Here is a 25357-nt window from a genome sequence, read left to right as displayed (position 1 = left end):
GTCGGACCGGGCTGATATTACTTTCGCCATGAGCATCGAGCATGTCGATCCCGGCGTCCTGACCGAGCTGCGTGACGCCGTCGGGGCCGACGACGACGGTGCGTCGGCGCTGGGCTGGCCCGCGGTGCACGCCTTCGAGCAGCGGCACGGGGTGGTGCTGCCCGAGCCTTATCGGTCGTTCGTGGCCGAGGTGTCCGACGGTTCACACGCGGGCCCACCGGAGTATGGCCTGGTCGCCCTCGGCGCGTTGCCCTCCGACTACGGCAGCGACGGTTCCGGGCGTGACCTGACCCGGCCTTTCCCACTGACCGAGCCATGGCTGTGGGAGGGTGACGACGAGGAGCCCGACGAGGCGCGGCTGGCGAGCGTGTTCGACGACGGGTCGATCGTGCTCGGCACCGACGGCTGCGGGATGAATTGGCATCTCGTCGTCACCGGCGCCCACCGTGGCCAGGTGTGGATGGTCTCCGGGGAGGGCGCCATGCCGTTCGGGCAGGTCACCGGGGAGCCCGGATTCGCCGGCTGGGTGCGGCACTGGGCGGCCGGCGAGGAGTGGTTCGACGCCGGGTGACCGGTCGCCCCGGCGGGCGTCCTACGATCGGGGACGTAACACCGGACATGACGGAAACGGGTGACGATGGAGACGTTGGAGTTCCAGGCAGAGGCGCGCCAGCTGCTGCAGCTGATGGTCCACTCGATCTATTCGAACAAGGACATCTTCCTGCGCGAGCTGATCTCGAACGCCTCCGACGCGCTGGACAAGCTGCGCCTGGCGAAGCTGCAGGACGGGCTCGAGGCGGACACCTCCGACCTGCACATCGAGATCGAGGTCGACGCGGAGGCGCGCACACTTGTCGTTCGTGACAACGGCATCGGCATGACCCGCGAGGAGGTCGTGGCGCTGATCGGCACGATCGCCAAGTCCGGCACGGCGGAGCTGCTGAGCAAGCTCAAGGAGGCCAAGGAGAGCCCCGAGCTGATCGGCCAGTTCGGTGTCGGGTTCTATTCGACGTTCATGGTCGCCGACCGGGTCGAGCTGGTGACCCGCAAGGCCGGCACCGAGGGCCACGGCACCCGCTGGGAGTCGGCCGGCGAGGGCACCTTCACGATCGACGACGCGCCCGATGCGCCGATCGGCACCACCGTGACGCTGCACCTGCGCCCCAAGGACGAGGACGACGCGCTCTACGACTACACCGACGAGTGGAAGATCAAGGAGATCGTCAAGCGGTACTCCGACTTCATCTCGTTCCCGATCCGCAAGGGTGACGAGGTCCTCAACTCGCAGAAGGCCCTGTGGGCCCGGCCGCGCAGCGAGGTCACCGACGAGGAGTACCACGAGTTCTACAAGCACATCAGCCACGACTGGACCGACCCGCTCGAGATCATCAACATGAAGGCGGAGGGCACCTTCGAGTACGAGGCTCTCCTCTTCATCCCCTCCCGGGCCCCGCACGATCTGTTCCAGCGGGACGCCCGCCGCGGTCTCCAGCTCTACGTCAAGCGCGTCTTCATCATGGACGACAGCCGGGAGCTGATTCCCGACTACCTGCGCTTCGTCAAGGGCGTGGTGGACGCCGCGGACCTCTCGCTGAACATCTCCCGCGAGATCCTCCAGCAGGACCGGCACATCCAGATGATCCGGCGCCGCCTGGTCAAGAAGGTGCTGTCCACGATCAAGGACCTGCTGAGCAGCAACCCGGAGAAGTACGCGACGTTCTGGCGCGAGTTCGGCCGGGCGGTCAAGGAGGGCCTGCTCGCCGAGCCCGACAACCACAAGCCGATCCTCGAGATCGCCTCGTTCGCCACCACCGAGGGCACCGAGCCGACCACGCTCGCCGCCTACGTGGAGCGGATGAAGGAGGGCCAGGAGGAGATCTACTTCCTGACCGGTGAGAGCCGGTCCCAGGTGGAGAACTCGCCGCACATGGAAGCCTTCCGTGAGCAGGGCTACGAGGTGCTGATCCTCACCGACCCGGTCGACGAGATCTGGGTCGACGTGGTTCCCGAGTTCGACGGCAAGAAGCTGCGGTCGATCGCCCGCGGATCGGTCGACCTGCCCAAGGACGAGGACAAGCCAGAGCCGGAGGGTGACTTCGGCCCGCTCCTCGGCTTCCTCACCGAGAAGCTGACCGAGCAGGTCAAGGAGGTGCGGCTGTCGCACCGGCTGACCACCTCGGCGGCGTGCCTGGTCAGCGACGCCGACGACATCACTCCCGCGTTGGAGAAGATGTACCGGGCGATGGGGCAGGAGGGCCCGCGGGTCAAGCGGATCCTCGAACTCAACCCGGGCCACCCGCTGGTCACCGGCCTGCGGGCGGCCTACGAGCGCAGCGCTGACGACGCGGCCCTGCCGGACACGGCCGAGCTGCTGTACGGGACGGCGCTGCTCGCTGAGGGCGGCGACCTGGAGGACCCGGCCCGCTTCGCCAAGCTCCTCGCCGACCGTCTCGCCCAGACGGTCTGACCTGCTGTTCCGGCCCGCCGACACTGGGTGGTCGGCGGGCCTGACCAGGTCGTTCGTCACCGGTGGGCCGGTCTCAAGCCGGCCGCCGGCCGGGCCGGTCCACGGACTCTCGAGCCGGTTGAGATCTCAGCCGGGCAGGTGGGCCAGCCAGGCACGAGGTCCGGCATGGCTGACTCGGACGGCGGCGATCCTGGCGGCGTAGCTGATCGCGGCCGGAAGGTCCACGGCGCCGCGGGCAACGGCGCCGCGGGCAACGGCGCGGCGGGTAGCGTCGCTCCGGGCCGGGGCGGCGCGTGCCAGAGCGACGGCGAGGGCGCCGTGGAAGGCGTCGCCGGCTCCCGCGGTGTCGACTGCGGTGACGGTTGGCACGGGGACCTCGCCGGCGGCCTCCGGACTGAACCAGCGGACCGGTTCGGGACCGTGGGTGATCACCACGTGGGCAGCGGGGTGGGTCCTCCTGATGGCCGTGGCGGTGGCGGCGTCGATGTCGGCGGCAGCTTCGGTTTCGCCGATGTCCCCGGGGCGCCGGAAGACCGTGGCCGCGGGCCGGCCGAGATCGCCGGTGTCTTCGGGGCCGCCGAGATCGCCAGCGGCTACGGAGGGGTCGAGATCCTCGGTGGCCGCGGGGTCGCTGAGATTGCCGGTGGCCACGGGCTGGTGGAGACCGCCGGTGGCCGCCGGGTGGCGGAAGTCGCCGGAGCAGGCAACCACCTCGGCGTGGGGGAAGACGTCGGCGAAGACCGGGCGCCAGCTTCCGGCGTCGACGAGCAGACGGCGGGCGGCGCGGGCCGCGGCGACCGCGAGTGCCGGATGATGCCCGTCGACCAGAGTCAGGTCGGCGTCGGGTAGGCCCTCGGGCGGCACGGCGACCTCGCGGGTTCCGGCATTGCGGCTGACGATGGTGCGCTCGCCGGTGGAGGCGAGGACCGTCACCGCGGAGACCGGCGGGGGCACCGGTGATTCCGGCGTGACGTCGACCAGGGTTACCCCGTGCGCTGCGAGGTCGGCCCGGACCAGATCGCCGAGCGGGTGCGAGCCCACCGCACTGACCAGGGTGACCGTCGCCCCGAGCGCCGCCGCGGTGACCGCCGCATTGGTTGCCGGCCCGCCCGCCGCGACGTCCACCGACTCGGACTGCACCTTCTCGTCGACGCCGGGTAGCCGCGCCACCCGCTGCACCAGGTCGACCGTCACCAGACCCACGAAGAGCAGCCGCATGTCAGCGCCGGCCGACCAGCCCGGCGGCGGGGTGCGGGCCGGAAGGGTCGGGGTGCGGGCCAGAAATACGCAGGCCGGCGGGATGGGGATACAGGCCGGCGGGATGGAGATACAGGCCGGCGGGATGAGGGTGCAGGCCGGCGGGAGGGGGATGCGGGCCGGCGGGGTGCGGGCGCACGTCAGTTGCCGTTGGCCAGCTCGACGAAGAACGTGCCGATGTTGCTGAAGATGTCGGCGACCCCGTCACCGATGCTGCGGGCCACCTCGGCGGCCGGCGTCGGGTTGGTGCCGATCCAGAAGACGAGCAGGAACAGCAGGATCCAGCCCAGCACCTTCTTCATCGGAACTCGATCCTCCGCACGCTGCTGACCCGTGGAAACCTGCTGACCCGTGGAAACCTGCTGACCCGTGGAAACCTGCTGACCCGTGGAAACCTGCTGACCCGTGGAAACGCCATCCAAGATCGTGACACAGCCCCGCAAGGGACCGCAGGAGGCGCGCCGATCCTGAGAGATCCCACAGTATTATGACAGCCACTTTATTTTGAGAGTTACCTTCAATTCATGGCCTCTCTCAAAACATCGCACCGCTGGTCGGCCCTGGCCGCCCTGGCGCTGTGCACGGTCGTCATCGGGCTGGACAGCACCGTGCTGAGCGTCGCGCTGCCCACCCTGGCCCGTGATCTCGGTGCCACCACCGCCGACCTTCAGTGGTTCACCACCTCCTACCTGCTGGTCCTGGCCGCGGCGCTGCTGCCGGCCGGGATGCTCGGCGACCGGTTCGGGCGCAAGCGGCTGCTGTTGATCGCGCTGACGATCTTCGGGGCCGCGTCCGCCGCCTGCGCCCTGGCCGACACGACGGGGCAGCTCATCGCCGCCCGAGCCGTCCTCGGTCTGGGGTCGGCCGTGATCATGTCGCTGATCGGCGCGGTCCTGACTGTCCTCTTCGACGATCGGGAGCGCCCGCGCGCCCTCACCATCTGGATCACCGCGAACGCGCTGGGCATCCCGCTCGGCCCGCTGCTGGGCGGCTGGCTGCTCGACAACTTCCACTGGGGATCGGTCTTCCTGATCAATCTGCCGATCGTCGGGCTGGGGCTGATCGCCGTCGCCGTCCTCGTCCCCGAGTCGCACGGCGACCGTCGGCGCCGGTTCGACCTGCCCGGCATCCTGCTGTCCACGACGGCGCTGGTGGGTGTCACGTACGGCATCATCGAAGCCGGGGAACGCGGCTGGGGTGACGTGCGCGCCTCGGTGATCATCGCGGTGGGGGTTCTGGCGCTCGCCGCGCTGGTGTGGTGGCAGCGGCGGGCCGCGTCGCCGCTGATCGATCTCGGCCTCTTCCGGAACCGGTCGTTCGCCGGTGGCACCCTGCTCGCCACCATCGCCGGGTTCGCCTTCTTCGGGCTGCTCTTCGCCCTGCCGCAGCTGTTCCAGGCGGTCGGCGGCGCGGACGCGTTCGGCACCGGCCTGCGGCTGCTCCCGGTGATCGGCGGTCTGATGGTCGGCGCCCGCATCGGGGAGAAAATGGCCACCCGGTTCGGCCCGCGTGCGGTGATCGCCGCCGGTCTCACGCTGATGGCCGCGGCCCTGTTCACCGGTGCGGCGACCGACGCCGCGGCGGGCTACGGCGTGGTCGCCGCCTGGATCGGGGTCGCCGGCGTCGGGCTCGGCTTCACCATGCCGACCTCGATGAACGTCACGATCAGCACCCTGGACGCCGGGCGCAGCGGCGTCGGCAACGCCCTGATCCAGGCGATCCGCCAGGTCGGCAGCGCGATCGGTGTCGCCGTGCTCGGCATGGTGCTGAACGCGGGTTACCGGTCCGCCCTGCCCGTGGGAGCGGGGGAGGAGTTGCGGGACAGCGCCGCCGCCGGGGCCGCTGCCGCCCAGCGGCTCGGCGACGACGAGTTGCTCGGCGCGGTGCGGGACGCGTTCGTACACGGCATGGACCTGTCGTTGATCGTCTCCGGTGGCGTCGCGGCGGCCGGCGTGATCCTCGCCCTGGTGATCCTTCCTCGTGGCGCGCGGACCGGGCAGCCGGCGGCGGTGCTGGCAGAATCGGGGGTATGACCACCTCCCCGACCGGCCTGCGCGAACGTAAGAAGGCGAAGACCCGCGCCGCCCTCCGCGAGCACGCGATGCGGTTGATCGAGGAGCAGGGGTTCGCGGCGACCACCGTGGAACAGATCGCGGAGGCGGCCGAGGTCTCGCCGAGCACGTTCTTCCGCTACTTCCCGACCAAGGAGGACGCGGTTCTCGTCGACGACGTCGATGCGGTGCTGGTCGAGGCGATCCGCGCCCAGCCAGCCGACCTGGCGCCGATCGAGGCGATCCTGCGGGCGATGCGCGAGGTCTTCGGCAACCTGAGCCCCGAGATGTGGGCGTTCGAACGGCGCCGGCAGGTGCTCATCCTCGGGGTTCCGGAGTTGCGGATGCGGATGATGCACCAGATGACCGATGCCATCGACCTGATGGCGGGCGTGATCGCCGAGCGGGCCGGGCTGCCCGCCGACGACTTCTCGGCGCGGGTGACCGCCGGGGCGGCGGTCGGCGCGATGCTGGCGGTCCTGCCCGCCGGTCGGGTGGCGCCGGTCGAGGGGGTCACGCCCGACGACTACCGGCGTCTGGAGCAGGCGCTCACTCTCCTGCAGCAGGGCCTTCCGCTGGGCTGACCGCGGCGGGCTCAGGCTCAGGCCTCCGTCGCAGCGGATCATCCGGCTGAGCCGGGCGGTCGAGACTCTCCCGCGCCGCCGCGAGGATGCGGTCGGAGAGCTCGGTCCCCGCGGTGGCGCGCGCCAGGATCAGGGCACCCACCATGGTGCTGAGGGCGGCCAGGTCCGGCTCGGCGCCGCCACCGAGGTGGAGGGCGAAACCTTCGACCCCTTTCGCGTACGCCCCGCGCGTCGCGTCGCCACCGGTGGCCCGTGCCACGTCACCACCGAAGCCGGCCGACGGGCATCCGCCGCCGGGGTCGTCGCGGTGTGCGGCGGACAGGTAGGCGTCGATCAGCTCCTGAGGCCGGACGGCCGTGCCTCCGCCGGGCTCCGGTGCGGTCGCGCGGACGGCGGTGGCCTGGTCGGCGAAGGCCCGCGCCACCGCCTCGGCGACCAGCGCGTCCTTCGAGGCGAAGTGCTTGTAGAAGCCGCCGTGGGTCAGGCCGGCCTCGGCCGTCACGTCGGCGACGCTCACCCCGGCGATCCCTCGCTCACGGAAGAGGCGTGCGGCCGTGGCGACGATGCGTTCCCTGTTCTCGGCGGCCTGCGCCTGCGACACCCGTCCCATGCGTGCCACTATAGATTATGTGTGTCATCTATTACCTCCGGAGGCTCTGGCGCTCATTAGATGATGGCCATAATCTAAGTCCCATGGAACTCACCAGTGCAGTCGCCGTCGTCACCGGAGCCAACCGCGGGTTCGGCCGTCACCTCGCCGGTCAGCTGATCGAGCGCGGCGCCAAGGTCTATGCCGCCGCCCGCAACCCCGAGAGCGTCGACCTTCCCGGCGCGATCCCGCTCCAGCTCGACGTCACCGACCCCGAGTCGGTGGCCAAGGCGGCCGTGACCGCCGCCGACGCCACCCTGCTGATCAACAACGCCGGCGTCGCCGTCGGTGGGCCGGTCCTCGACGGCGACCTGGACGGCATCCGGCTCGACATGGAGACCAACTACTTCGGCACACTGCTCGCCACCCGGGCGTTCGCGCCGGTCATCGAAGGCAACGGTGGGGGAGCGGTGCTCAACGTGCTGTCCGTGCTGTCCTGGCTGCACCCCGGCGGCTACGGCTCCTACTCGGCGGCCAAGGCGGCGGCCTGGGCGCTCACCAACGCCAGCCGTGACCTGCTCGCCCCGCGCGGGATCACGGTGACCGGGCTGCACGTCGGCTACATGGACACCGACATGGCGGCCGCCGTCCCGCCGGAGCAGAAGAGCGACCCGGCGCTGGTCGCGGCGCTCGCCCTCGATGCGGTCGCCCGCGGTGACGCCGAGATCCTCGGTGACGACCTGACCCGAGGGGTCAAGGCTCAGCTGTCCGGGCAGTGAGAGAACGGCACTTGCATCGGCGTACTTGAATGGGCCACGACCCTGTCGTCGACACGTGAGGTCTGCCCATGCGTCGCTCAGTTGTGCGTCTGGCCGTACCAATGATGCTGTTTGCCCTGCTCGGACCGGCAATACCGGGGGTCGCCCAAGCCGCGCCACCCACCGGATCGATCGCGGACACGATCGACTGGGGGCCGTGTGCCCCCGAGGACGAGGCGCCGGAGCGGGTGGTCTGCGGTGAGCTGGAGGTTCCCGTCGACTGGTCGCGGCCGGGCGGCTCCACCATCACCCTGGCCCTGGCCAAGCTGCCGGCCTCCGAGCCGTCCCGGCGGATCGGGCCCCTGCTGATCAACCCGGGCGGCCCCGGCGGTTCCGGGGTGGACTTCGCCTACGGTGCCGGCGAGGCATTCTCGGACACGATCACCGACCGGTTCGACGTCATCGGGTTCGACCCGCGCGGCCAGGCCCGCAGCAACGTGATCAACTGCGACCTCGACGCGGTCCTCGAGCAGTCGAACTGGCAGTATCCGCACAGCGCCGCCGACTACGCGAAACTGCGGGCCGCCAACCGGGAGCTGGCCCGGACATGTCGTGATCTGTCCGGGCCGCTGGTCAAGTACGTCGACACCGCGAGCGTGGTCCGCGACATGGACGCGATCCGGGCCGCCCTCGGCGAACGCAAGATCAGCTACTACGGGGTGTCCTACGGGACCATGATCGGCCAGCAGTACGCCGAGCTGTTCCCCGACCGGATCCGGGCCATGGCGCTCGACTCGAACATGGACCACTCACAGAACATCCGCGACTACCAGAAGTGGGAGACGCTCGCCATGGAGGGCTCGTTCCTCCAGTTCACGGCCTGGTGCGACCGGACACCCGAGTGCGCGCTGCACGAGCAGGGGGCACTGGCGTACTTCGACGCTCTGTACGCGCGGGCCGAAGCGGGCGAGCTGATCGTGGACGGCGTCCAGATCGTGCCGGAGTTCGTGGTCTCCCTGGTCTTCATGTACATGTACGAGCCCGCCGGCTGGTTCTACCTCGCCGAGGACCTGATCTATTTCGGTAACGGCGGTGGGTCGGAGGCCCGCAAACGCGGCGAGCCCACGCCCTACGGCTACCTGCCGGTCATGTGCTCCGACTTCCGGTTCGACGTCGGCTCCTACCAGAACGTCCGGCGGCTGGAGAAGGAACAGAACCGGCTCGCCCCGCACACCCGGCTCAGCCCGATCGCGTGGACCGACCTGACCTCCTGCCAGAACTGGCCGTACCCGGTCACCAACCCGCCGCACCGGCTGCACGCCTCGCCGAAGCTGCCGCCGATCCTTCTCGCCAACAGCCGGTACGACGTCGCCACCCCGTACCAGTGGGGCCGGAGCCTCGCGAACCAGCTGCCCAGCGCCACGTTCCTCACCTACGACGGCGTCGGGCACGGCACCTACTGGCTCAGCGACTGCGCCCGGGCCGCGATCGACACGTACCTGATCGAGCGGCGTACCCCGCCGAAGAACACGCACTGCCCGGCCGTCTTCCCCGAGTCGCCGGTCACCCTGAAATCCGGACCCGTCAATCCCCTCACCCCGGGATTGAGGGCTGGCACCGCGGGGTAAACGCGCCGCATGACGGAGACCATCACCGATGCCGGCACCGCCCAGCTCGTGTTCGCGGCGGTGCTCGGCATCGCGGCGGTCGTCCTGCTCATCGCATGGGCCAAGTGGCATCCGTTCCTCGCGCTGATCACCGGCGCCGGCGTCCTCGGCCTCGCCGCGGGCGCCGCGCCGGCCGACACCGTCGAATCGTTCACCAAAGGACTCGGCACCACCGCCGGCGGTGTCGGCGTCCTCATCGCCCTCGGCTCGATGGTGGGCGCGCTCCTCGCCGAGTCCGGCGGCGCCGACGGCATCGTGAACCGCATCGTCAACGGCGTCTCCGGAGCCGCCCTGCCCTGGGCGATGGCCGGCGTCGCGGCCCTCATCGGGCTCCCACTCTTCTTCGAGGTCGGCGTCGTCCTGCTGGTGCCGATCGTGTTGCTCGTCGCACGGCGTACCGATGTGGGACTGCTCCGCCTCGGCATCCCGGCGCTCGCCGGACTGTCGGTGCTGCACGGTCTCGTGCCGCCGCACCCCGGGCCGCTCGTCGCGATCGAGAGCCTTCAGGCCGACCTCGGGCTGACCCTGATGCTCGGCCTGATCTGCGCCGTCCCGACGGTGATCGTCGCCGGCCCGATCTTCGGCAACTTCATCGCCAAGCGGGTCCCGCTGCCGGTTCCGGCACTGCTGGCCACGGCCTCCGCCGGGTCTTCCTCTTCCTCTTCCTCGGGCGGCGTGGCTTCCGGTTCTTCGGCCGGCTCCTCTTCAGGCGGCGCGGCCTCCGGTTCTTCCGCCGGCCCTTCTTCGGGCGGCGCGGCTTCCGGTGATCGGCCGCCCACCGGGCCCGTCGGCGGGCAGGACTTCGTCGACCGTGACGACATCGCCGACCCGGTCGGCCCCGGCAAAACCGTCGACGAGCAGCTCGGCCCGCGCCGCAACCCCGGCTTCTGGGCGGCCGTGCTCACCGTCCTCCTGCCGGTCGCCCTGATGCTCGCCCGCGGCGCCGCCGAACTGCTGCTCCCCGAAGGCGACCGGGTCCGCGACGTCCTCGAAGTCGTCGGCGAACCGGTGGTCGCCCTGCTGGCCGGCGTCTTCGTCGCCATGTGGGCACTCGGTCACCGCGCCGGCTTCGACCGCCGCGAGACCAACGCCGTCCTCGGCGGCGCGCTCCCGCCGATCGCCGGCATCCTGCTGATCGTCGCGGCGGGCGGCGGCTTCAAACAGGTCCTCGTCGACGCCGGCGTAGGCAACGTGATCGCCGACGCCGCCCGCGACGCCGACTTCAACGCCCTGCTCCTGGGCTTCCTGGTAGCCGTCGGCATCCGCGTGGCCACCGGCTCCGCCACCGTCGCGACGATCACCGCCGCCGGCATCGTCGCCCCACTCGCCACGACCCTCGACCGCCCCGAGGTCTCCCTGCTCGCGCTGGCGATCGGCGCCGGCTCGCTGTTCTTCTCCCACGTCAACGACGCCGGCTTCTGGATGGTCAAGGAATACTTCGGCATGACGGTCGGCCAGACGATCAAGACCTGGTCGGTTATGGAGACGATCATCTCGGTCGTCGGTTTCGCCTGCGTCATGCTCCTCTCCCTGATCGTTTAACCATTTTGTACGGTCTACGAAAAGTCCCGTGGCCGTCCACGCCGGGCGGCCGCCACTCCAGGCCGAAACGCGCCCGCCGGGCCGAATCCGCCGGTCACCGGCTGTCGCGCCACCCGATCCACGCAAGCCGGCCGCAAACATCACCGCCGGACCGCCTCGCGGCCGCCCGACCCGGCCAGACCCTCGTCGCCAGCCGCGGACGCTGCCAGCTGCGCGCCACGGGGTTGAAGAGCCGACCGCGCTTGTCGCGTATGGCGCTTCGCTCCTATGCGGTACTCGTGTGGAGTGCCGCTCGCCTGGGACTGCCTGGGCAACCGTGGCTCACGCCGGGCTGGTCCCCACCGCTGTCTCAGCGCGTCTGAGACAGCGGTGACAACCAGCCGGATCTGTTCGGCTGGTCCTCACCGCTGTTTCAAGGAGCGTGAGACAGCGGTGACGGCCAGCCGAGCAAGATCGGGCGCCTGCATGCACCGGAAAGCAGACACTGCCCGCGCCGCGCCGCATAACTCCCTTGTGGCCTTGCCCGGCCAATCCCCAGATTGCTTACGGCGTTGTCTGGCCAGGCGTCGGCTTGCTTGCGGCGTTGCCGGTCTCGGCTTGTTTACGGCGTTGCCCGGCCGTGGCTGGATTGCGGCGTTGCGTGGCCAGGCGTCGGCTTGTTTACGGCGTTGCCCGGTTGTGGCTGGATTGCGGCGTTGTCCGGCCCGCCCTCGGCGTGTTTGGCATTGTTCGGTTCGGTTCGTTCCGGTTCGGTTCGGTTCGTTCGGTTCGGTTCGGTCCGTGTCTGGCTCGGTGTAGGTGGCGGTGGGCGGCGGGGGCGGGACGGCCGCCGCGGTCAGCGGTGCTGGAGCCCGGCGGGCGGGTCAGATGAGGGACTTCAGGTAGTCGGCGGCGGGGAGGGGCCGGGACAGGGGCGCGGCCTGGCCCGCCCACAGGTTGACGTAGGTGGCGTCGTTGCGGGCGGCGCCGGCCGCGCGTAGTGGGCGCATCAGCGTGTTCTGGACCGGGTAGGCGGGGACGGTGTCCTCGGCGGCGGCCAGTTCGCGGATCAGAGGGTTGACGATCGCGCGGGCGTGGCGGCCGGAGAACAGCCTGGTCAGGACGGTGATTCGGGCTTCGGGGCCGGCCAGGGCGGCCCGGTGCACGGGGCTGGCCGCGGACTCGGCGGTGGCCAGGAAACCGGTGCCGATCTGCACGCCGTCGGCGCCGAGGGTCAGCGCCGCGGTCACGCCGCGACGGTCGGCGATGCCGCCGGCGGCCAGAACGGGGATCCGTACCGCGTCGGCCACCTGGGGGACCAGGGAGAACGTGCCCACCAGCGACTCGGCGAGCGGGCGCAGGAACGCTCCACGGTGGCCGCCCGCGTCGCTGCCGGAGGCGATCACCACGTCGACGCCGCCCTGCTCCAGGGCCACCGCCTCGTCGACGGTCGTGGCGGTGCCGAGGGTGACGATGCCGCGGCGGCGTGCCTCGTCGATCACCCGGGCCGGTGGGACGCCCATCACGAAGCTGATCACCGGTGGTCCGGCGGCCAGCAGCGCGTCGATCTGGTCGTCGAAGAGCGGCGGAGGCGTATAGCCCTCGGGAACCGGCAGGCCGAGACGCTCGTAGAACGGCCGCAGGCGCTCGAAGTCGGCGGCCGAGGGACGCAGTTCCCGCTCACCGGGATGCGGCACCCACAGATTGACGTTGAACGGCAGGCCCGCGGGCACGGCCGAACGCAACTCCCCGACCAGGGCGGTGATGTCGTCCGGGGGCAGGTGGTTCGCTCCGAACGAGCCGAGGCCACCGGCCGCGCTGACCGTGGCGGCGAGCGCCACCGCGGACATGCCGCCGCCGAACGGGCCCTGCACGATCGGATGCTCGATGCCGAGCAGCCTGGTCAGACGGTCGCTCATGGGGTGTCCTCCTCGGGAGTCGTGCGCCCGGAGAACGCTAGTCGACCGGCCGCGTGCCGCACCGGTCACTCCGGACGGCGGCCCGCGGTGGCCGGTGGCCGGATCGCCGACCACGAACCGGGCGGTGGCGGCACGGGGCGGAACCACGCATTCGACGGTGGGGTGAACATCAGGGCCGTCGCGGACAGGACCGCGACGATGTGGATCGAGCGGACGGCGCCGAAGAGGAGGTCGACGGCTGTGCTGTCGGCCAGCAGGGTGGCGACCGAGTTGCCCTCGGCCAGCCAGGTGACTGGGTCGGCGACCAGGGAGGAGAGGCCGACCACACCGAGCCCGGCGGCCAGGGCGAGCCGGGCCCATCGCCGGCCGGCCAGCATCTGCCACGCCACCACGACGGCGGTCACGAACACCACCGCCCGGATCGCGAGGCCGGTGACCAGACCAGCCCGCACGTCGCTGCCGATCACCACCAGCAGCGTCTCCAGCACGCCCGCGCCCACGGCGGCGAGCCAGCTGACGAATGCCACCCGCACCGTGGCGGGCGCTTCCCGGAAATTTCGCATGCCCTGATGCTCGTCCGGCGCCGGCCCCGGCGACATCCCGCCAGCATTGCTCTTCATGGTGGTGCTGGGTCTACCAACCGACAACGGCGGTGCGGGCTACCAACCGACAACGGCGGTGCGGGCTACCAATCGACAACGGCGGTGCGGGCCAATCGACAACGGCGGTGCGGGCCAATCGACAACGGCGGTGGGGGCTACCAATCGACAACGGTGGTGCGGGCCTGCCAGCCGGCAACGGTGGTGCCGCCCTGCCAGCAGGGCTAACCGGAGAGTGGTGCCACGTCCGCCGACCCCGGGCCACCCCGATAGGCGGCGATGTACCACCGCGAGTCGCGGGAGGCGCTGGCCGTTCGGCCGGACCGGATGGCCGAAGATCTCGGCGTTCACTGGCCGCCGGTGCATTTCTCGCACCCTCCCGCCCACGCGGGCGCAAGTCGCTGACCAGCGCATACGGCACCAACGAGGGCGACCCCAGACGCTTGCCCCCTGGAAAGTGCCCATGCGAGAGTCCCGAATCTGAAGATCGACTGGCAATAAAGGGACAACGGCACATGGCGGAACTGGAAGTCCTCCACATCGAGCAGGTGGCACGGCGCCTGGCCACCCCGGACGAGCGCTGGGGCTGGGAGTTCCACGAGCCGCTTCCCGTTCGCGGGTTCCCGGCGTCGCGGCCGCAGTGGTCGGAGCCTCGGGCCCCGTACCTCCCGACGATGGAGGAGAAATATCAGCGGGCCCGCGCCGCGATGCCGAAACGCATCGCGGTGGTCGCGGCCGTCGTGCTGGTGGGTCTCTGCGCCGGCAAGGCCGGCATCCTGTTCGTGCTGGCCGGTCTGGGCCTGGCCGCGTTCTGGTTCGCCCCGATGGTGACCGCGAAGCAGAAGGCCGACCAGTTGCTGGCCGAGCACGCCGTGCACCGGGAGCAGGCCGGGCAGCAGTATCACGCCACGGTCGCCCAGTGGGAGCAGGCCGAGCAGGCGTGGCGGCTGTCCGAGCAGCGCCGGGTGGCGTCGGCGGATCGCTGGTTCCCGATCATGCCGGAGGTGACGCCGTCACGGATCGACGTGTTCGGCGGTACCGCCGAGGGGCGGGCCGCGTTCCTGCTCACGCTGGGTTCGGGGCTGCTGGCGAAGGGGACCGGCCTGACCGTGGTGGACCTGTCGGAGCGGGCGGCCGCCGACCCGCTGCTCCAGTTGGCCCGGTTGGCGGGATTCCCGTACCAGGAGGTGAACCTGCCGGCCGACCTGCACCGGGCCGGGCTGCTCGACGGGATGGCCGCCGACGACGTGGCCGAGCTGATCGCCGAGGCGCTGCACGCACGGCGCGGTGACCGGGACAGCGGTTCGCTACTCGACCTGGACGCCGACATCCTCAAGAACGTGGGGCGGCGCCTGGACGGCGAGATCACCTTCGTACGTCTGGTCGCCGCCCTCCGGGTGGTGCAGCGCATCGACGACGGCCGCAACGCGTCGTTGTCCAGCCAGGAGCGGCTGCGCCTGGCCGAGTACGTGGACGTGCTCGGCACCGGCGAACGCACCGCCGCGCAGGTCCAGGATCTGCGCAGCACCCTGGAGGCGCTGGCCGGTGACGCCCTCGAGTCCGAGCCGGAGGCGGCCGGTGGCACGCCTGAGCAGAGCCCCGGGCTGACCGTCTTCGTCTCCGAGCACAGCAACCATCGCCGCCGTGACCTGCTGAACCGGCTCGTCGTGCAGACCCTCGTCCACCGGCTTCGCGATCAGAAGCCCGGCAGCGGTACGGGCGACGTCATCGCGATCGCCGCGGCCGACGGTGTCGGCGCCGAGCCTCTGAAGCGCCTGCACGCCGCCGCCCAGCGGGCCGGCACCCGTCTGGTGCTGATGATCGACCACCTGGGCGAGGAGTTCGAGACGTACCTGGGGGACGCGGAGAGCGCCTCGATCTTCATGCGGATGCAGAACACCAGGGAGGCCGGCCGGGCCGCCGAGTACATCGGGCGTGGCCACACCTTCCAGCTGACCCAGTTCACGCACACCGCGGGCACGTCGACGACGCGGGGGACGAACAGCAGCACCACGGTCACCCACGGGTCGAGCGAGAGCACCAATCGCGGTGGCGGCGTCGGCGGCAGCACCTGGGGTTCCAGCACCGGGCACAACCACTCGCACGGGCAGACCGACGGCACCAGCCGCACCGACGGCACCACCGAGTCCGACGGCGAGACCCGATCACGGGTGTACGAGTTCAGCGTCGAACCCACCACGTTCCAGGGCCTCGACCCGTGCAGCTTCGTGCTGGTCGACCCGGCGGCGGGCGGTGGCCGGCGGCTCCGGGCCGGCACCTGCGACCCGGCGGTCCTGGCGCTGGACGGGGTCGCCGACACACCGCTGGCGCCGGACGTGCGGGCCGGCCGGCCGGCGACGCAGGGTGTGGACGTGGTGAGCATCGTCGACCCGACCGGCATGCACCGGACGTTCGCCGACAAGCTCACCCAGGCCGGCTACCTGGTCTCCTACCAGCAGGACGCGGAGAAGCCGATGTTCAGCGGCTGGCAGATCACCGGGCACCGGGACGGCCGTCCGCTCAACGAGCAAGAGATCATGAGCCTCCGGTGACCGAACCGCTCGACGGCGTCCGCTGGTGGCGGCTGCGGTCCGTGCCGCGCCCGCCGCGGGACGTGCATCCCGGCCGGTGGACGGCCCGTGGCATCGTCCCGTTGCTGACCGCCGCGCACGCCGAACTGGCCGGGATCGCGGACAGTGCTCTCTATGTGGCCTGGCTGCATCCGGGCGGGACGGCCCCGTTCGAGTTCCTCGTCGGCGGACGGCCCGGACTGTCCGCGGTCGCCGGTGACGCCGACGAGGACGGCCACGGTGAGCAGCCTCTGCTGTTCCCCCCGGGTGCGACCGCGACGCCCGCCGACCCGGGGGCCGTTCGGGAGCGGATCGGCGGGTTCGGGCACTGGGTACGGTGTCTCGGCACCGTGGTCGCCCGGCCCGAGCAGCCGGACGAGCCGGAGGGGGCGCGCTCCTTCGACGACTGGGTGGCGCACCTGCGTCAGCCGTACGCCTGGATCGTCGCCGCCCACCCGCAGCCGGACCGCGTCCTGGACGACGCCGTCGCCGATCTCACCGTGGATCTGACCCTGCTGCGTAAACGGGAGCAGTCCGAACAGGCCCGCCTCACCCTGGAACGCGGGCAGACCCGTTTCCGGGAGCTGGACCGCGGCCGCCGCACCGGGCTGTGGAGCATCGACGTGCTCGCCGGTGGCGCCACCCCGGTCGCCGCCCGGCAGGCCGCCGCCGTGCTCTGCGGCGCCGGCGACCTCGACGACCTGTCCTGGTCGCTGCTGCCGTCCCGCACCACCGGCGACCTGACGACCGTGTGGGCGAAACCGGAGCAGGACCCGGACGGCTCGGCGTCACCGTTCCTCGCGGCCAGCGAGACCGCCGCCCGGCTGGCCCGCGGACCGGCCCGTGAACTACCCGGCATCCGCCTCGTCACGGCGCCCGACTTCGACGTCACCCCCGACGTCGAGGTGACCGGCCCGTCGATCGAACTCGGATCGGTGCTGGACGCCGGGCTCCAGCCGGCCGGCGCGTTCACCGTCGCGCACGACACCCTCAACCGGCACGGGTTCATCTGTGGCGCCACCGGCTCCGGCAAGTCACAGACCGCCCGCCGCCTGCTGGAATCCCTCGCCACCGGCGACCACCCGATCCCGTGGCTGGTCGTCGAGCCGGCCAAGGCCGAATACGCCCGGATGGCGGGCCGGCTGCGCGGGCGTGCCGAGGTGCTGGTCATCCGGCCCGGTGACCCGACTGCCGTCCCGGCCTCACTCAACCCGCTCGAACCCGAACCCGGTTTCCCGTTGCAGAGCCACGCCGACCTGGTGCGGGCACTGTTCCTTGCCGCGTTCGAGGCCAACGAGCCGTTCCCGCAGGTGCTGTCGCGGGCGCTCACCGAGTGCTACACGGCCGCCGGCTGGGATCTGATCACCAGCGCGACCCGGCCGGGCGCCCACGCGGCCGGGCGCTACCCCACCCTCGGCGACCTGCAGGCGGTCGCCCGCCGGGTGGTCGACGACATCGGGTACGGCCGGGAGGTCGCCGCCGACGTGCGCGGTTTCGTCGACGTCCGGATGGGCAGCCTGCGCGACGGCACGCCGGGCCGCTTCTTCGAGGGCGGTCATCCCCTCGACGTCGCCGCCCTCCTCGACGGCAACGTCGTCCTGGAACTCGAATCGATCACCAACGACCAGGACAAGGCCTTCCTCATGGGTACGGTCCTGATCCGCATCGTCGAGCATCTGCGGGTGCGCGCGGCCCGGGACGGCGAACCGGGCGGGCTGCGGCATGTGCTGCTCATCGAGGAGGCGCACCGGCTGCTCAAGAACGTCGAGGACGGGCCGGCCGCGGCCGCCGTCGAGCTGTTCGCCTCGCTGCTGGCCGAGATCCGGGCGTACGGCGAGGGTGTCGTGGTGGTCGAGCAGATCCCGGCGAAGATCCTGCCCGACGTCATCAAGAACACTGCTCTCAAAGTGATGCACCGGCTGCCCGCCAAGGACGACCGGGACGCCGTCGGCGCCACCATGAACCTCCAGCCCGGCGGCCACGAGTCGGTCGTCGCGTTCCGGCCCGGACACGCCGCGGTGTCGGTCGACGGCTGGGACCGGCCACTGCTCGCCAAGATGGCCGGCGGTGCCGGGAACGAGTCGGCGGACGGGTGCGGCACCTACCCGCCGTTGAACGGGCGGCGCAGCGACCTGTGCGGAACGGCCTGCCGGGAGGTGCGCGCCTGCACGCTCGCCGAGATGGCCGGCGCGGCGGTCCCGGCCTACGCGACGATCTGGGCCGAGATGGCGGCGGCGTCCGTGGTGATGGGTGTGGAACCACCGCGACCCGCCCCCGACGTGCTCGCCGCCTGGCCCGGGGAGCCACGGGCACGGGACTGCGCGCTGGCCACCGTGGTCGACGCCGCGGTCGCGGCCCGGCGCCCCTGGCTGGCCCGCCGGCTGGACCCCGCCGACTACGGGCGGCGCCTGCATGCCGTGCTCGGAGCGCTGCTCACCGGGGAGGACGTGCCCGACGGGGACGTGCGGCGGTGGCGGGCCGGTGCCTACCGGTGGGCGAACGTCCACGGTGCCCTCGAAGCGGCGATCGAACAGGTCGGCGGCGAGGAGGCGGCACACGGCTACCTGCCGCATCCGGACACCGGGGACTGGGCCGCGCAGGGGCTCCGGCTCGACGCCGGGACGCTCGGCGGGCAGTTCGAGCAACTGCTGCGCGATCCGGCGTACGCCCAAGGGTCGGAGAAGGCCGCCCTCGGTGACGCCGCGGCAAGTGGGCTGACCAGCGCGGTGATCGCGGTGGCCGGCGGCGTCGGGCCGTCCTGGTTCACCCAGGCGATCCGGCTGACCTGCCGTGACGGTGCGCTGGAACTGCTGATCAGCCAGCTCAGCGACCATCTCGAAGACTGAGGAGAGACGTGGCAACCGACAACCGGCAGCCCCGCGACACGCCGCCCCCACCACCGCCCGCACCCGTCGCGGAGAACAATCCGGCCCGTCGGGCGGCCGGTGCGGTCGCCGCGCAGGACAAGGGCAAGCCGTCGCAACTCGACCTGGCGAAAGCCAACGTGCACGACAAGGTCGACCAGGTGCGGCATGGTGCGGCGCTGGCCGTCGGCAAGCTCAAGGACGCCGGTGGCGCGGTCAAGGACGCCGGTGGAGCGATCAAGGATGCCGGCGGCAACGCGGTCAAGGGGGCCGGGGGTGCCATCAAGGACGCCGGCGGGGCGGTCAAGGACCGGGCGGACGCTGCCGTCCATGCCGCGGCCGGCGCTGTCGCGGACAAGGGCGGCGCGGCGAAGCGGACCGCGGCGGGCGTCGCGGCCGGGGTGATCATGGTCGGGACGCCGGTGCTGCAGACCATCGAGCACAAGGGCAAGCTTGCCGAGCATTACGACAACCAGCGCAACGGCGCGCTCGTCGAGAGGCCCGCCGTGCAGTCCAAGCCGGTGGAGGTCGCCAAGGCTGCCGAGGTCGGCAAGGCTGCGGAGGTGGCGAAGGCCGCGGAGGTGGCCAAGGTCGCCGCACACGACAAGACGGCCGCCGCCGAGCAGCAGGCGAAGCTCGACGCCGCGAAGAAGGACGGCAAGGCCGCCGGCGACATGCTCAACGCCATCGGTGAGGCTGGTGAGCGGGCCGCGAGGAAGCCGGATGAGTGACCGCACGGCCGGTGATCGCCACCCTAGGTGACGGCCTACGACGAGGTGATCCGGTTCTGAGCCTCCGGGTCCGGACCGTTCGCGGCGCGGCCGCCGTCGACCGGCAGGATCGCACCGTTGACGAATCCGGCGGCGGGGGAGAGCAGGAACGCCACCACGTCGGCCACTTCGGCGACGGTACCGGGACGGCCGAGCGGGTGCAGCGCGGCCATCTGGTCGTCCACTTCGGGGTGCTCCCTCCGGTACGCCTCGGACCGTGCCGTCGTGATCGAACCCAGGGCGACCGCGTTCGTCCGGATGCCGTCCGGCCCGTGATCGACGGCGGCCGCCCTGGTCAGGCCCTCGATCGCGGCCTTCGCGGTGGCGTAGGGCAGCGCGCCCCGGACCGGCCGTTGCGCCTGGTGCGACGAGACGTTGACGATCGCACCGGCCCGCCGGTGCTGCCGGAAGTGGTTCACGGCGGTGTGACAGCCGGTCACCGTGAGCGCCAGATTGGCGGTGATCAACTCCAGGATCCGCGCGGGCCGGGCGCCGATCAGGTTCGCGTCGTCGAAGATCGCGGCGTTGTTGACCCACCCGGTCAGCGGCCCGGCGGCCTCGGCGGTCATCGCGGCCCGCCGGGCCACCTCCGGATCCGCGGCATCACCGGAGATCAAGACCATCCGCTCGTACGGCGGTTCGAGCCGCTCCACCACATCGACGACCACGACGGTCCCGTCTGTTGTGAGGCGTTCCGCGATCGCCCGGCCCACACCCCGCGCCCCACCGGTGACGACGAACGAAGTCATGACCCCATTCTGGCCGCCGGACCCGGAAAGTTCCGGCCGCCCCCGACCGGGCCGGCAGTGGGGTCGGTGACCAGCGGCTCCGGCCCGGAGGCCGCGGTTCGGCCGCGCGGCGTTCGGATGTTGTGGGGGTCGGTGACCAGTGGCTCCGGCCCGGAGGCCGCGATTCGGCCGTGCGCCGCACGGACGTCGCGGGGACAGGCCCGGGAGGTGTGGTCCGGCGAAGGGCGGCCGACGGCGTACCGGAGCATGGTTTTGATCTTGTGAAGGAAGACCGGACCCGGCTCGCGAGCAGCGCTCTGCGTCGGGCGGCCGCGACTACGAGGGTGGGGACTTGGCGAAGCAGTGGGCGCCGGGCATGCCGAGGTAGGGCTCGTAGACGGGGATCGGCTGGTAGCCGTGCCGGGCGTAGCGGGCGACGGCCTCCGGCTGGCGGTCGCCGGTGTGCAGGATGACGCGGGGCGCGCCGAACCGTCGGGCCTCCACGTCGATGGCGTCGAGGAGCGCGGTGGCGACGCCGTGGCCGCGCCAGGCCGGCGCCACGTACATCCGCTTGATCTCCAGGTCGGGGCCGTGCCGGCGCAGCAGGGCGTGCCCGATCGCGGTGGCGTCGGCGGTGACCGCGAGGCCGACCCAGACCACGTTCTCGCCGGTGACGACCATCTGCGGTTCGTCGCGGCCGGGCGGCAGCCGGTCGGCGTAGCGTTCCCGCATCTCGGCCCGCATCGCCACCCGTAGCGCCTCGCCCGCGGGATCGTCCCAGCTCACGGACTTGATGGAGAAGGTCACGGCGATATCCTATTGAAAACTGGGTAAATGGTGAATCGCTGGGGCGGCCCGCTGGTCAGGCGTTGCGCTTGTCGCGTCAGGCGAGAACTCGCGGAGTTCCGTCCGGTCGGGTGACGGGCCACCGACGTGGACGGTGAAGATACGGGCGCCGATCTCGTACATCTCGTCGCGGTCGGCGGTCCTGCCCATCACCGAGATCTCGATCTCGCTCGGGTCGCGGTCGATGGTGGCGCAGTGCTCGCCGAGGATGCCGAGCTTGCGGCGGCCGCCGGCGGTGCCGAACTCGTATTCCGGGGCCGCGACGGTGTATGCCACCGCGCCGATGGGGCCCACGGTATCTTTGGGCCGACAGCCGAAGCACCATTCGGGAGGTGTACATGACTGCCGAGATGGTCGCGCCAGCCTGGATGCACGAACAGGTCACGGCCGAGCGATACGCGACGTGGTCAGAGGAACAATGCGCCGGTATCGAAATCGTGGATGGGATGGTCCTCGTGAGCCCGAGCGCCTCCAAACGGCACAACCGCCTGGCCCGACTTCTGGCCAACGCCCTGGACGCTGCTGCGGGCCCGGATTGGAACGCTGACACCGATTTCGATGTCAGGCTCCGGGACGTGCCGTTGAACAACCGTCGTCCTGACGTGACGGTCTACCGGGCGGACACCATCGACGTCACTCCGACTCGACCCGAGCACGTGCTTCTCGTGGTCGAGGTGGTCTCTCCCGGCTCAGAGACGACTGACCGGATCGTCAAGACTGATCAGTACGCGAAAGCTGGTATTCAGTTCTACTGGCGAGTCGAGCAGGCCGTGACTGGTGCGCCTCTCGTCTACACCTACGTCCTCGATCCGGCAGCGGGACGTTATCGCGATGGCGATGTCTTCACCGGGGTCGTGAAGCTGACCGCCCCCTTCCCCATCGAGATCGACCTCGGCCGACTCTGATCCCTGTTCGCGCGACGGGCGGTCCATGCAACTACGACTGCGGCCACCGACGCCCGAAGGAAGACGAGCGCCCGATGATCCGCGAGCAGAGGGCTGAACACCGGGAATGGAGATTCAGCCCTGCCGTGAGCGTTACACGTTGACTTTGTCGCGCCAGGCGACCGCGGGGTGACGGGCCACGCCACCCCGCGTCGTGCAATCTACGCGTTGAGCTTGTCGCGCCAGGCGAGGAACTCTCGCAGCTCCGTCAAGTCAGGGTTCGGGCCGCCGGTGTGGACGGTGAACAGGCGGGCGCCGAGTTCGTACATCCGGTCGCGGTTCTCGGTGTTGCCCATGACCGAGATCTCGATCTCGTTCGGGTCGCGGCCGATGTCGGCGCAGTGCTGGCCGAGGATGCCGAGTTTGCGTTCCAGGGTTTCCGGGTCGGAGAAGCTGTGCCAGATGTTCGCGTGCTTGGCGGTCAGCTTGAGGGTCTTCTTCTCGCCGCCCCCACCGATCAGGACGGGGATGTCGCGGGTCGGCTTCGGGTTGAGCTTCTGCCAGCGGGATTCGATGCGGGGGAGTGCCGTGGCCAGGTCGTCGAGGCGCCCGCCGGCGGTGCCGAATTCGTAGCCGTATTCGGTGTAGTCGCGTTCGAACCAGCCCGAGCCGATACCGAGGATGAGGCGGCCCTCGGAGATGTGGTCGACGGTGCGGGCCATGTCGGCGAGCAGGTCGGGATTGCGGTAGCTGTTGCAGGAGACGAGAGCACCGATCTCGACCCGGGAGGTGGACTCGGCCCAGGCTGCGAGCATGGTCCAGCACTCGAAGTGCAGACCGTCCGGCTCGCCGCTCAGCGGGTAGAAGTGGTCCCAGTTGAACAGCACGTCGACGCCGAGGTCTTCGGCCTCCGAGGCGGTACGGCGGATGGTGGCGTAGTCCATGTGTTGCGGCTGCAGCTGCAGCCCGATGCGAATCGGCCTGTCGATCATGCTTCTGAGCCTACGTCCCGGCGCCCCCGTCGGCCGGTTCCACGCCGGTCCCGGCTGGCGGTGAGTGCCAGCCGGGGGTGGGCGGCCGGGATCAGCAGTGGGCCAGGCTGTAGTTGAAGAGGGTGTCGACGTCCCCCTCGGAGGCGCCCATCGATATCGTGCTGGTGCCGGTGGAGGAGCCGGCGTCGAGCCGCAGCTCGGTGTTGATGTTGAGGACGCTCTGCGAGCCGCATGCGGTGTAGGTGAGCACCGGGGCGACGTCCCAGGTGGTCCAGAGACCGTTCATGGGACCGGTGAACGTCGTGTCCTTGCGCTCGGTCGCGGAGGCGCCCTGCCAGTAGTAGCTGGTGCGCTGGAGGGCCGAGGACCCGGACCTGAGGCCGGCCTTGCCGCGGTAGTTGGCGGAGGCGATCGCGATGGTCCAGCCGTCCGGGATGGTCACCAGCACGCCGAGCTGGCAGTTCTTGCGCCGGTCGACGACGGCGGCGCCGCCGCCGGCTTCGGCGACGAAGTCCCGGTACCTGATCCGGAAGCCGGTGTTGTCGCCGTTGCCGACGACCGAGGCGGTGCCGGGGGCGCAGCCCGAGCCGTTGCTGGCGATCACCTCGACGGTGATCGCCGCCGCGGCGTGGGCGGGGGCGGCGGCGAGCGGGACGGCCAGGACCGTGGTCAACACGGCCGCGATCACGCGGTTGCTGTTTTTCATGGACTTCCTTCCGGGGGGAACGGGTGGGTGCCACAGTATTGAATCTGGAATCGTTCCAGAACGGCGGTCTTCGCATCCGCGACCACCGTAGTGGCGGGCCGATCGCATTTACAAGCATGAATTAGTTATTGATCTCCACGAAATTGTGCAAGTTGCATTGCCCCTGGTCGCACCGCCGGGCAAATCTGCTTATTTCCCTTAAAACGTGTTCTAGTTTGGACTCTTTTGCCAGGTTGATGCCTCGGCCTCCTCTTTCTCGGTGGGCATCAAGAAGTGCCCCTGCGGGGTGCGGGACTGTTGACTTCTATTGACATGCATCAATAGCTTGAGCCCGTCCGTTCCCTGACCCCGAAGGGGTGGTAATGAAAAGGTTGTTAACCCGTGGCGTGGTGGCGCTGGCGCTTCTCGCGTCCACGCTGCTCGGCGCCACGCCGGCGTCCGCGATCATCGTCATCGTCGACCCGCCGCCCGCCGGCGAGATGTCCATCGAGCTGGTCGCGATGGCCGGCTCGGGGTGCGCCCCCGGCACCGCCGACGTCGCGATCTCGCCCGACAACTCGGCCTTCACCGCGATCTACAGTGCCTACCTGGCGCAGGCCGGACCCGGCGTCGCGGTCACCGAGAACCGCAAGAACTGCCAGCTCAACGTGCTGGTCCACGCGCCGGCCGGTTTCACCTTCGCCATCGCGAAGGTGGACTACCGCGGCTACGGATACCTCCAGCGCGGCGCGGTCGCGCAGCAGCGGGCGAACTACTACTTCCAGGGCATGACGACCGGCAGCTACGCCAACCACGCGATCGCCGCGCCCCTGGACGACAACTGGATCGCCACCGACCAGGTGCCGATCGCGTCGCAGGTCTTCCGTCCCTGCGGCGAGCGGCGCAACCTCAACATCAACACCGAGTTGCGGGTCACCAAGGGCACGTCGACCGACGTCAGCTACCTGACGATGGACTCCACCGACGGCAGCATCGAGACGATCTACCACTTCACGTGGATGCGGTGTAACACGAAGTGACGCGGAGCGGTGGTGGCGGATCCGCAACATTCGCCACCATCGCCGTGTCGGTCTCCGCGTGTGGGCCGGCGCGCCGAACGGTCACGTGCAGGTGCCGTCGAGCTTCTGGCCGATCGTGGCGAAGTCGCCGTTGAGGAACACCGTCGGGTCGGCCTGCCGCGAGGCTCCGGTGAGCGCGTCGGCGATCCCCTCGGCCGCGGTGCGCTGGGCGGCGTCGGCACTCCGGTCGCCGGCAGCGGACACCTGGGCGGCCATGTCGGCGAAGGTGCGCTTCAGGCCCTCGGCGTCGTCGTTCACGGTGTGCTCGGCGAGGCGGACAGCGCCCTCGGTGAGGACCTTGTAGACGGCTGTGCACACATACTCCGGCTGCCCGGCGGACGCCGAGGGGATCGGAGCGATGCTCACCGGGGCGGGCAGTGATCCGGCCGGGATCTCGATCTCGATCCCGTCGCATCCGGCCGCGAACGCGGCCGAGGCCACGAGCAGGGCGGCGGTCACGGCGGTGCGGCGGCGATGCGGCACTGCGTTCCCCTCCTTCGATGACGTACGCCGGAGCATAGTGCCCA

At 70.7% G+C, this 25357-nt stretch carries 23 protein-coding genes; 12 read left to right on the top strand and 11 right to left on the bottom strand.

Annotated features, from left to right (window positions below; genetic code table 11):
• Positions 1-28 precede the first annotated feature (28 nt).
• Positions 29-571, top strand: a complete 543-nt coding sequence (locus BC793_RS28370) for an SMI1/KNR4 family protein (protein WP_109597992.1) — start codon at positions 29-31, stop codon at positions 569-571.
• 60 nt (positions 572-631) lie between these two features.
• On the top strand, positions 632-2467 hold the full coding sequence (htpG, locus tag BC793_RS28365; RefSeq protein ID WP_109597985.1) for a molecular chaperone HtpG: 1836 nt from the start codon (positions 632-634) through the stop codon (positions 2465-2467).
• A 126-nt stretch (positions 2468-2593) separates the two neighbouring features.
• Here htpG and BC793_RS51630 read toward each other — a convergent pair whose 3' ends face one another.
• Both BC793_RS51630 and BC793_RS50325 read right to left on the bottom strand, forming a co-directional pair.
• The gene (locus tag BC793_RS51630; RefSeq protein WP_239169927.1) at positions 2594-3685 is read right to left on the bottom strand and encodes a PfkB family carbohydrate kinase; all 1092 of its coding nucleotides are present in this window, start codon (positions 3683-3685) and stop codon (positions 2594-2596) included.
• 179 nt (positions 3686-3864) lie between these two features.
• Positions 3865-4026 (bottom strand): hypothetical protein, encoded by a 162-nt coding sequence (locus tag BC793_RS50325; protein WP_170167282.1) that lies wholly within the window; start codon positions 4024-4026, stop codon positions 3865-3867.
• Between the two features lie 222 nt (positions 4027-4248).
• On the opposite strand from BC793_RS50325, the gene BC793_RS28355 reads away from it, so the two are divergent.
• A complete protein-coding gene (locus tag BC793_RS28355; RefSeq protein ID WP_109597973.1) occupies positions 4249-5757 on the top strand; it encodes an MFS transporter in 1509 nt (502 codons plus the stop codon).
• A complete protein-coding gene (locus BC793_RS28350) occupies positions 5754-6359 on the top strand; it encodes an acyl-CoA-like ligand-binding transcription factor (RefSeq protein ID WP_109597966.1) in 606 nt (201 codons plus the stop codon). Before BC793_RS28355 ends, BC793_RS28350 begins: the two co-directional genes overlap by 4 nt.
• On the opposite strand, the gene BC793_RS28345 is transcribed toward BC793_RS28350, so the two are convergent.
• Positions 6325-6969, bottom strand: a complete 645-nt coding sequence (locus tag BC793_RS28345) for a TetR/AcrR family transcriptional regulator (RefSeq protein WP_109597959.1) — start codon at positions 6967-6969, stop codon at positions 6325-6327. The two genes, BC793_RS28350 and BC793_RS28345, sit on opposite strands and share 35 nt — an antisense overlap.
• Before the next feature lie 83 nt (positions 6970-7052).
• Between BC793_RS28345 and BC793_RS28340 the strand changes: the two genes are divergently transcribed.
• The 3 genes from BC793_RS28340 to BC793_RS28330 all read left to right on the top strand — a co-directional run bounded on the left by BC793_RS28340 (position 7053) and on the right by BC793_RS28330 (position 10915).
• Complete coding sequence (locus BC793_RS28340; protein ID WP_109597952.1) at positions 7053-7727, top strand: SDR family oxidoreductase; 675 nt, start codon at positions 7053-7055, stop codon at positions 7725-7727.
• 68 nt (positions 7728-7795) lie between these two features.
• Positions 7796-9334 carry an alpha/beta hydrolase gene (locus BC793_RS28335; RefSeq protein WP_109597945.1) on the top strand — a complete coding sequence of 513 codons (1539 nt, stop codon included), beginning with the start codon at positions 7796-7798 and terminating at the stop codon, positions 9332-9334.
• A 9-nt stretch (positions 9335-9343) separates the two neighbouring features.
• Complete coding sequence (locus BC793_RS28330; protein ID WP_109597938.1) at positions 9344-10915, top strand: GntP family permease; 1572 nt, start codon at positions 9344-9346, stop codon at positions 10913-10915.
• An 863-nt stretch (positions 10916-11778) separates the two neighbouring features.
• Here BC793_RS28330 and BC793_RS28325 read toward each other — a convergent pair.
• On the bottom strand, positions 11779-12813 hold the full coding sequence (locus tag BC793_RS28325; protein ID WP_109597931.1) for an NAD(P)H-dependent flavin oxidoreductase: 1035 nt from the start codon (positions 12811-12813) through the stop codon (positions 11779-11781).
• 65 nt (positions 12814-12878) lie between these two features.
• A complete protein-coding gene (locus BC793_RS28320; protein WP_146246486.1) occupies positions 12879-13376 on the bottom strand; it encodes a hypothetical protein in 498 nt (165 codons plus the stop codon).
• 551 nt (positions 13377-13927) lie between these two features.
• Here BC793_RS28320 and BC793_RS28315 point away from each other — a divergent pair.
• The 3 genes from BC793_RS28315 to BC793_RS28305 are packed head-to-tail and all read left to right on the top strand — an operon-like array spanning position 13928 to position 19577.
• A complete protein-coding gene (locus tag BC793_RS28315; RefSeq protein WP_109597918.1) occupies positions 13928-15964 on the top strand; it encodes a serine-rich family protein in 2037 nt (678 codons plus the stop codon).
• Complete coding sequence (locus tag BC793_RS28310; RefSeq protein WP_109597912.1) at positions 15961-18828, top strand: ATP-binding protein; 2868 nt, start codon at positions 15961-15963, stop codon at positions 18826-18828. The genes BC793_RS28315 and BC793_RS28310 overlap by 4 nt, the downstream gene beginning before the upstream one ends.
• Positions 18829-18836: 8 nt before the next feature.
• On the top strand, positions 18837-19577 hold the full coding sequence (locus BC793_RS28305; protein WP_109597905.1) for a hypothetical protein: 741 nt from the start codon (positions 18837-18839) through the stop codon (positions 19575-19577).
• 35 nt (positions 19578-19612) lie between these two features.
• Here BC793_RS28305 and BC793_RS28300 read toward each other — a convergent pair whose 3' ends face one another.
• The 3 genes from BC793_RS28300 to BC793_RS50715 form a co-directional block, all read right to left on the bottom strand.
• Positions 19613-20365: an SDR family NAD(P)-dependent oxidoreductase gene (locus tag BC793_RS28300; protein ID WP_109597899.1), complete on the bottom strand. Its 753-nt coding sequence runs from the start codon at positions 20363-20365 to the stop codon at positions 19613-19615.
• A gap of 315 nt (positions 20366-20680) precedes the next feature.
• Complete coding sequence (locus BC793_RS28295) at positions 20681-21151, bottom strand: GNAT family N-acetyltransferase (RefSeq protein WP_203896138.1); 471 nt, start codon at positions 21149-21151, stop codon at positions 20681-20683.
• A 9-nt stretch (positions 21152-21160) separates the two neighbouring features.
• A complete protein-coding gene (locus tag BC793_RS50715; RefSeq protein WP_203896137.1) occupies positions 21161-21466 on the bottom strand; it encodes a hypothetical protein in 306 nt (101 codons plus the stop codon).
• 62 nt (positions 21467-21528) lie between these two features.
• Between BC793_RS50715 and BC793_RS28285 the strand changes: the two genes are divergently transcribed.
• The gene (locus tag BC793_RS28285) at positions 21529-22095 is read left to right on the top strand and encodes a Uma2 family endonuclease (protein WP_109598359.1); all 567 of its coding nucleotides are present in this window, start codon (positions 21529-21531) and stop codon (positions 22093-22095) included.
• Positions 22096-22295: 200 nt separating this feature from the next.
• On the opposite strand, the gene BC793_RS28280 is transcribed toward BC793_RS28285, so the two are convergent.
• Positions 22296-23066, bottom strand: coding sequence for an LLM class F420-dependent oxidoreductase (locus BC793_RS28280; RefSeq protein WP_109597892.1), 771 nt, complete (start codon positions 23064-23066; stop codon positions 22296-22298).
• A gap of 91 nt (positions 23067-23157) precedes the next feature.
• Positions 23158-23772, bottom strand: coding sequence for a DUF4360 domain-containing protein (locus tag BC793_RS28275; protein ID WP_239169924.1), 615 nt, complete (start codon positions 23770-23772; stop codon positions 23158-23160).
• A 362-nt stretch (positions 23773-24134) separates the two neighbouring features.
• On the opposite strand from BC793_RS28275, the gene BC793_RS28270 reads away from it, so the two are divergent.
• Positions 24135-24791 (top strand): DUF4360 domain-containing protein, encoded by a 657-nt coding sequence (locus BC793_RS28270; protein WP_109597885.1) that lies wholly within the window; start codon positions 24135-24137, stop codon positions 24789-24791.
• Between the two features lie 81 nt (positions 24792-24872).
• Here the strand turns inward: BC793_RS28270 and BC793_RS28265 are convergent, their stop codons facing one another.
• Positions 24873-25313, bottom strand: coding sequence for a hypothetical protein (locus BC793_RS28265; protein ID WP_239169923.1), 441 nt, complete (start codon positions 25311-25313; stop codon positions 24873-24875).
• Positions 25314-25357 lie beyond the last annotated feature (44 nt).

Source organism: Actinoplanes xinjiangensis (assembly GCF_003148685.1).
Taxonomy (GTDB): domain Bacteria; phylum Actinomycetota; class Actinomycetes; order Mycobacteriales; family Micromonosporaceae; genus Actinoplanes; species Actinoplanes xinjiangensis.
This window is presented reverse-complemented; position numbering and strand designations above follow the sequence as displayed.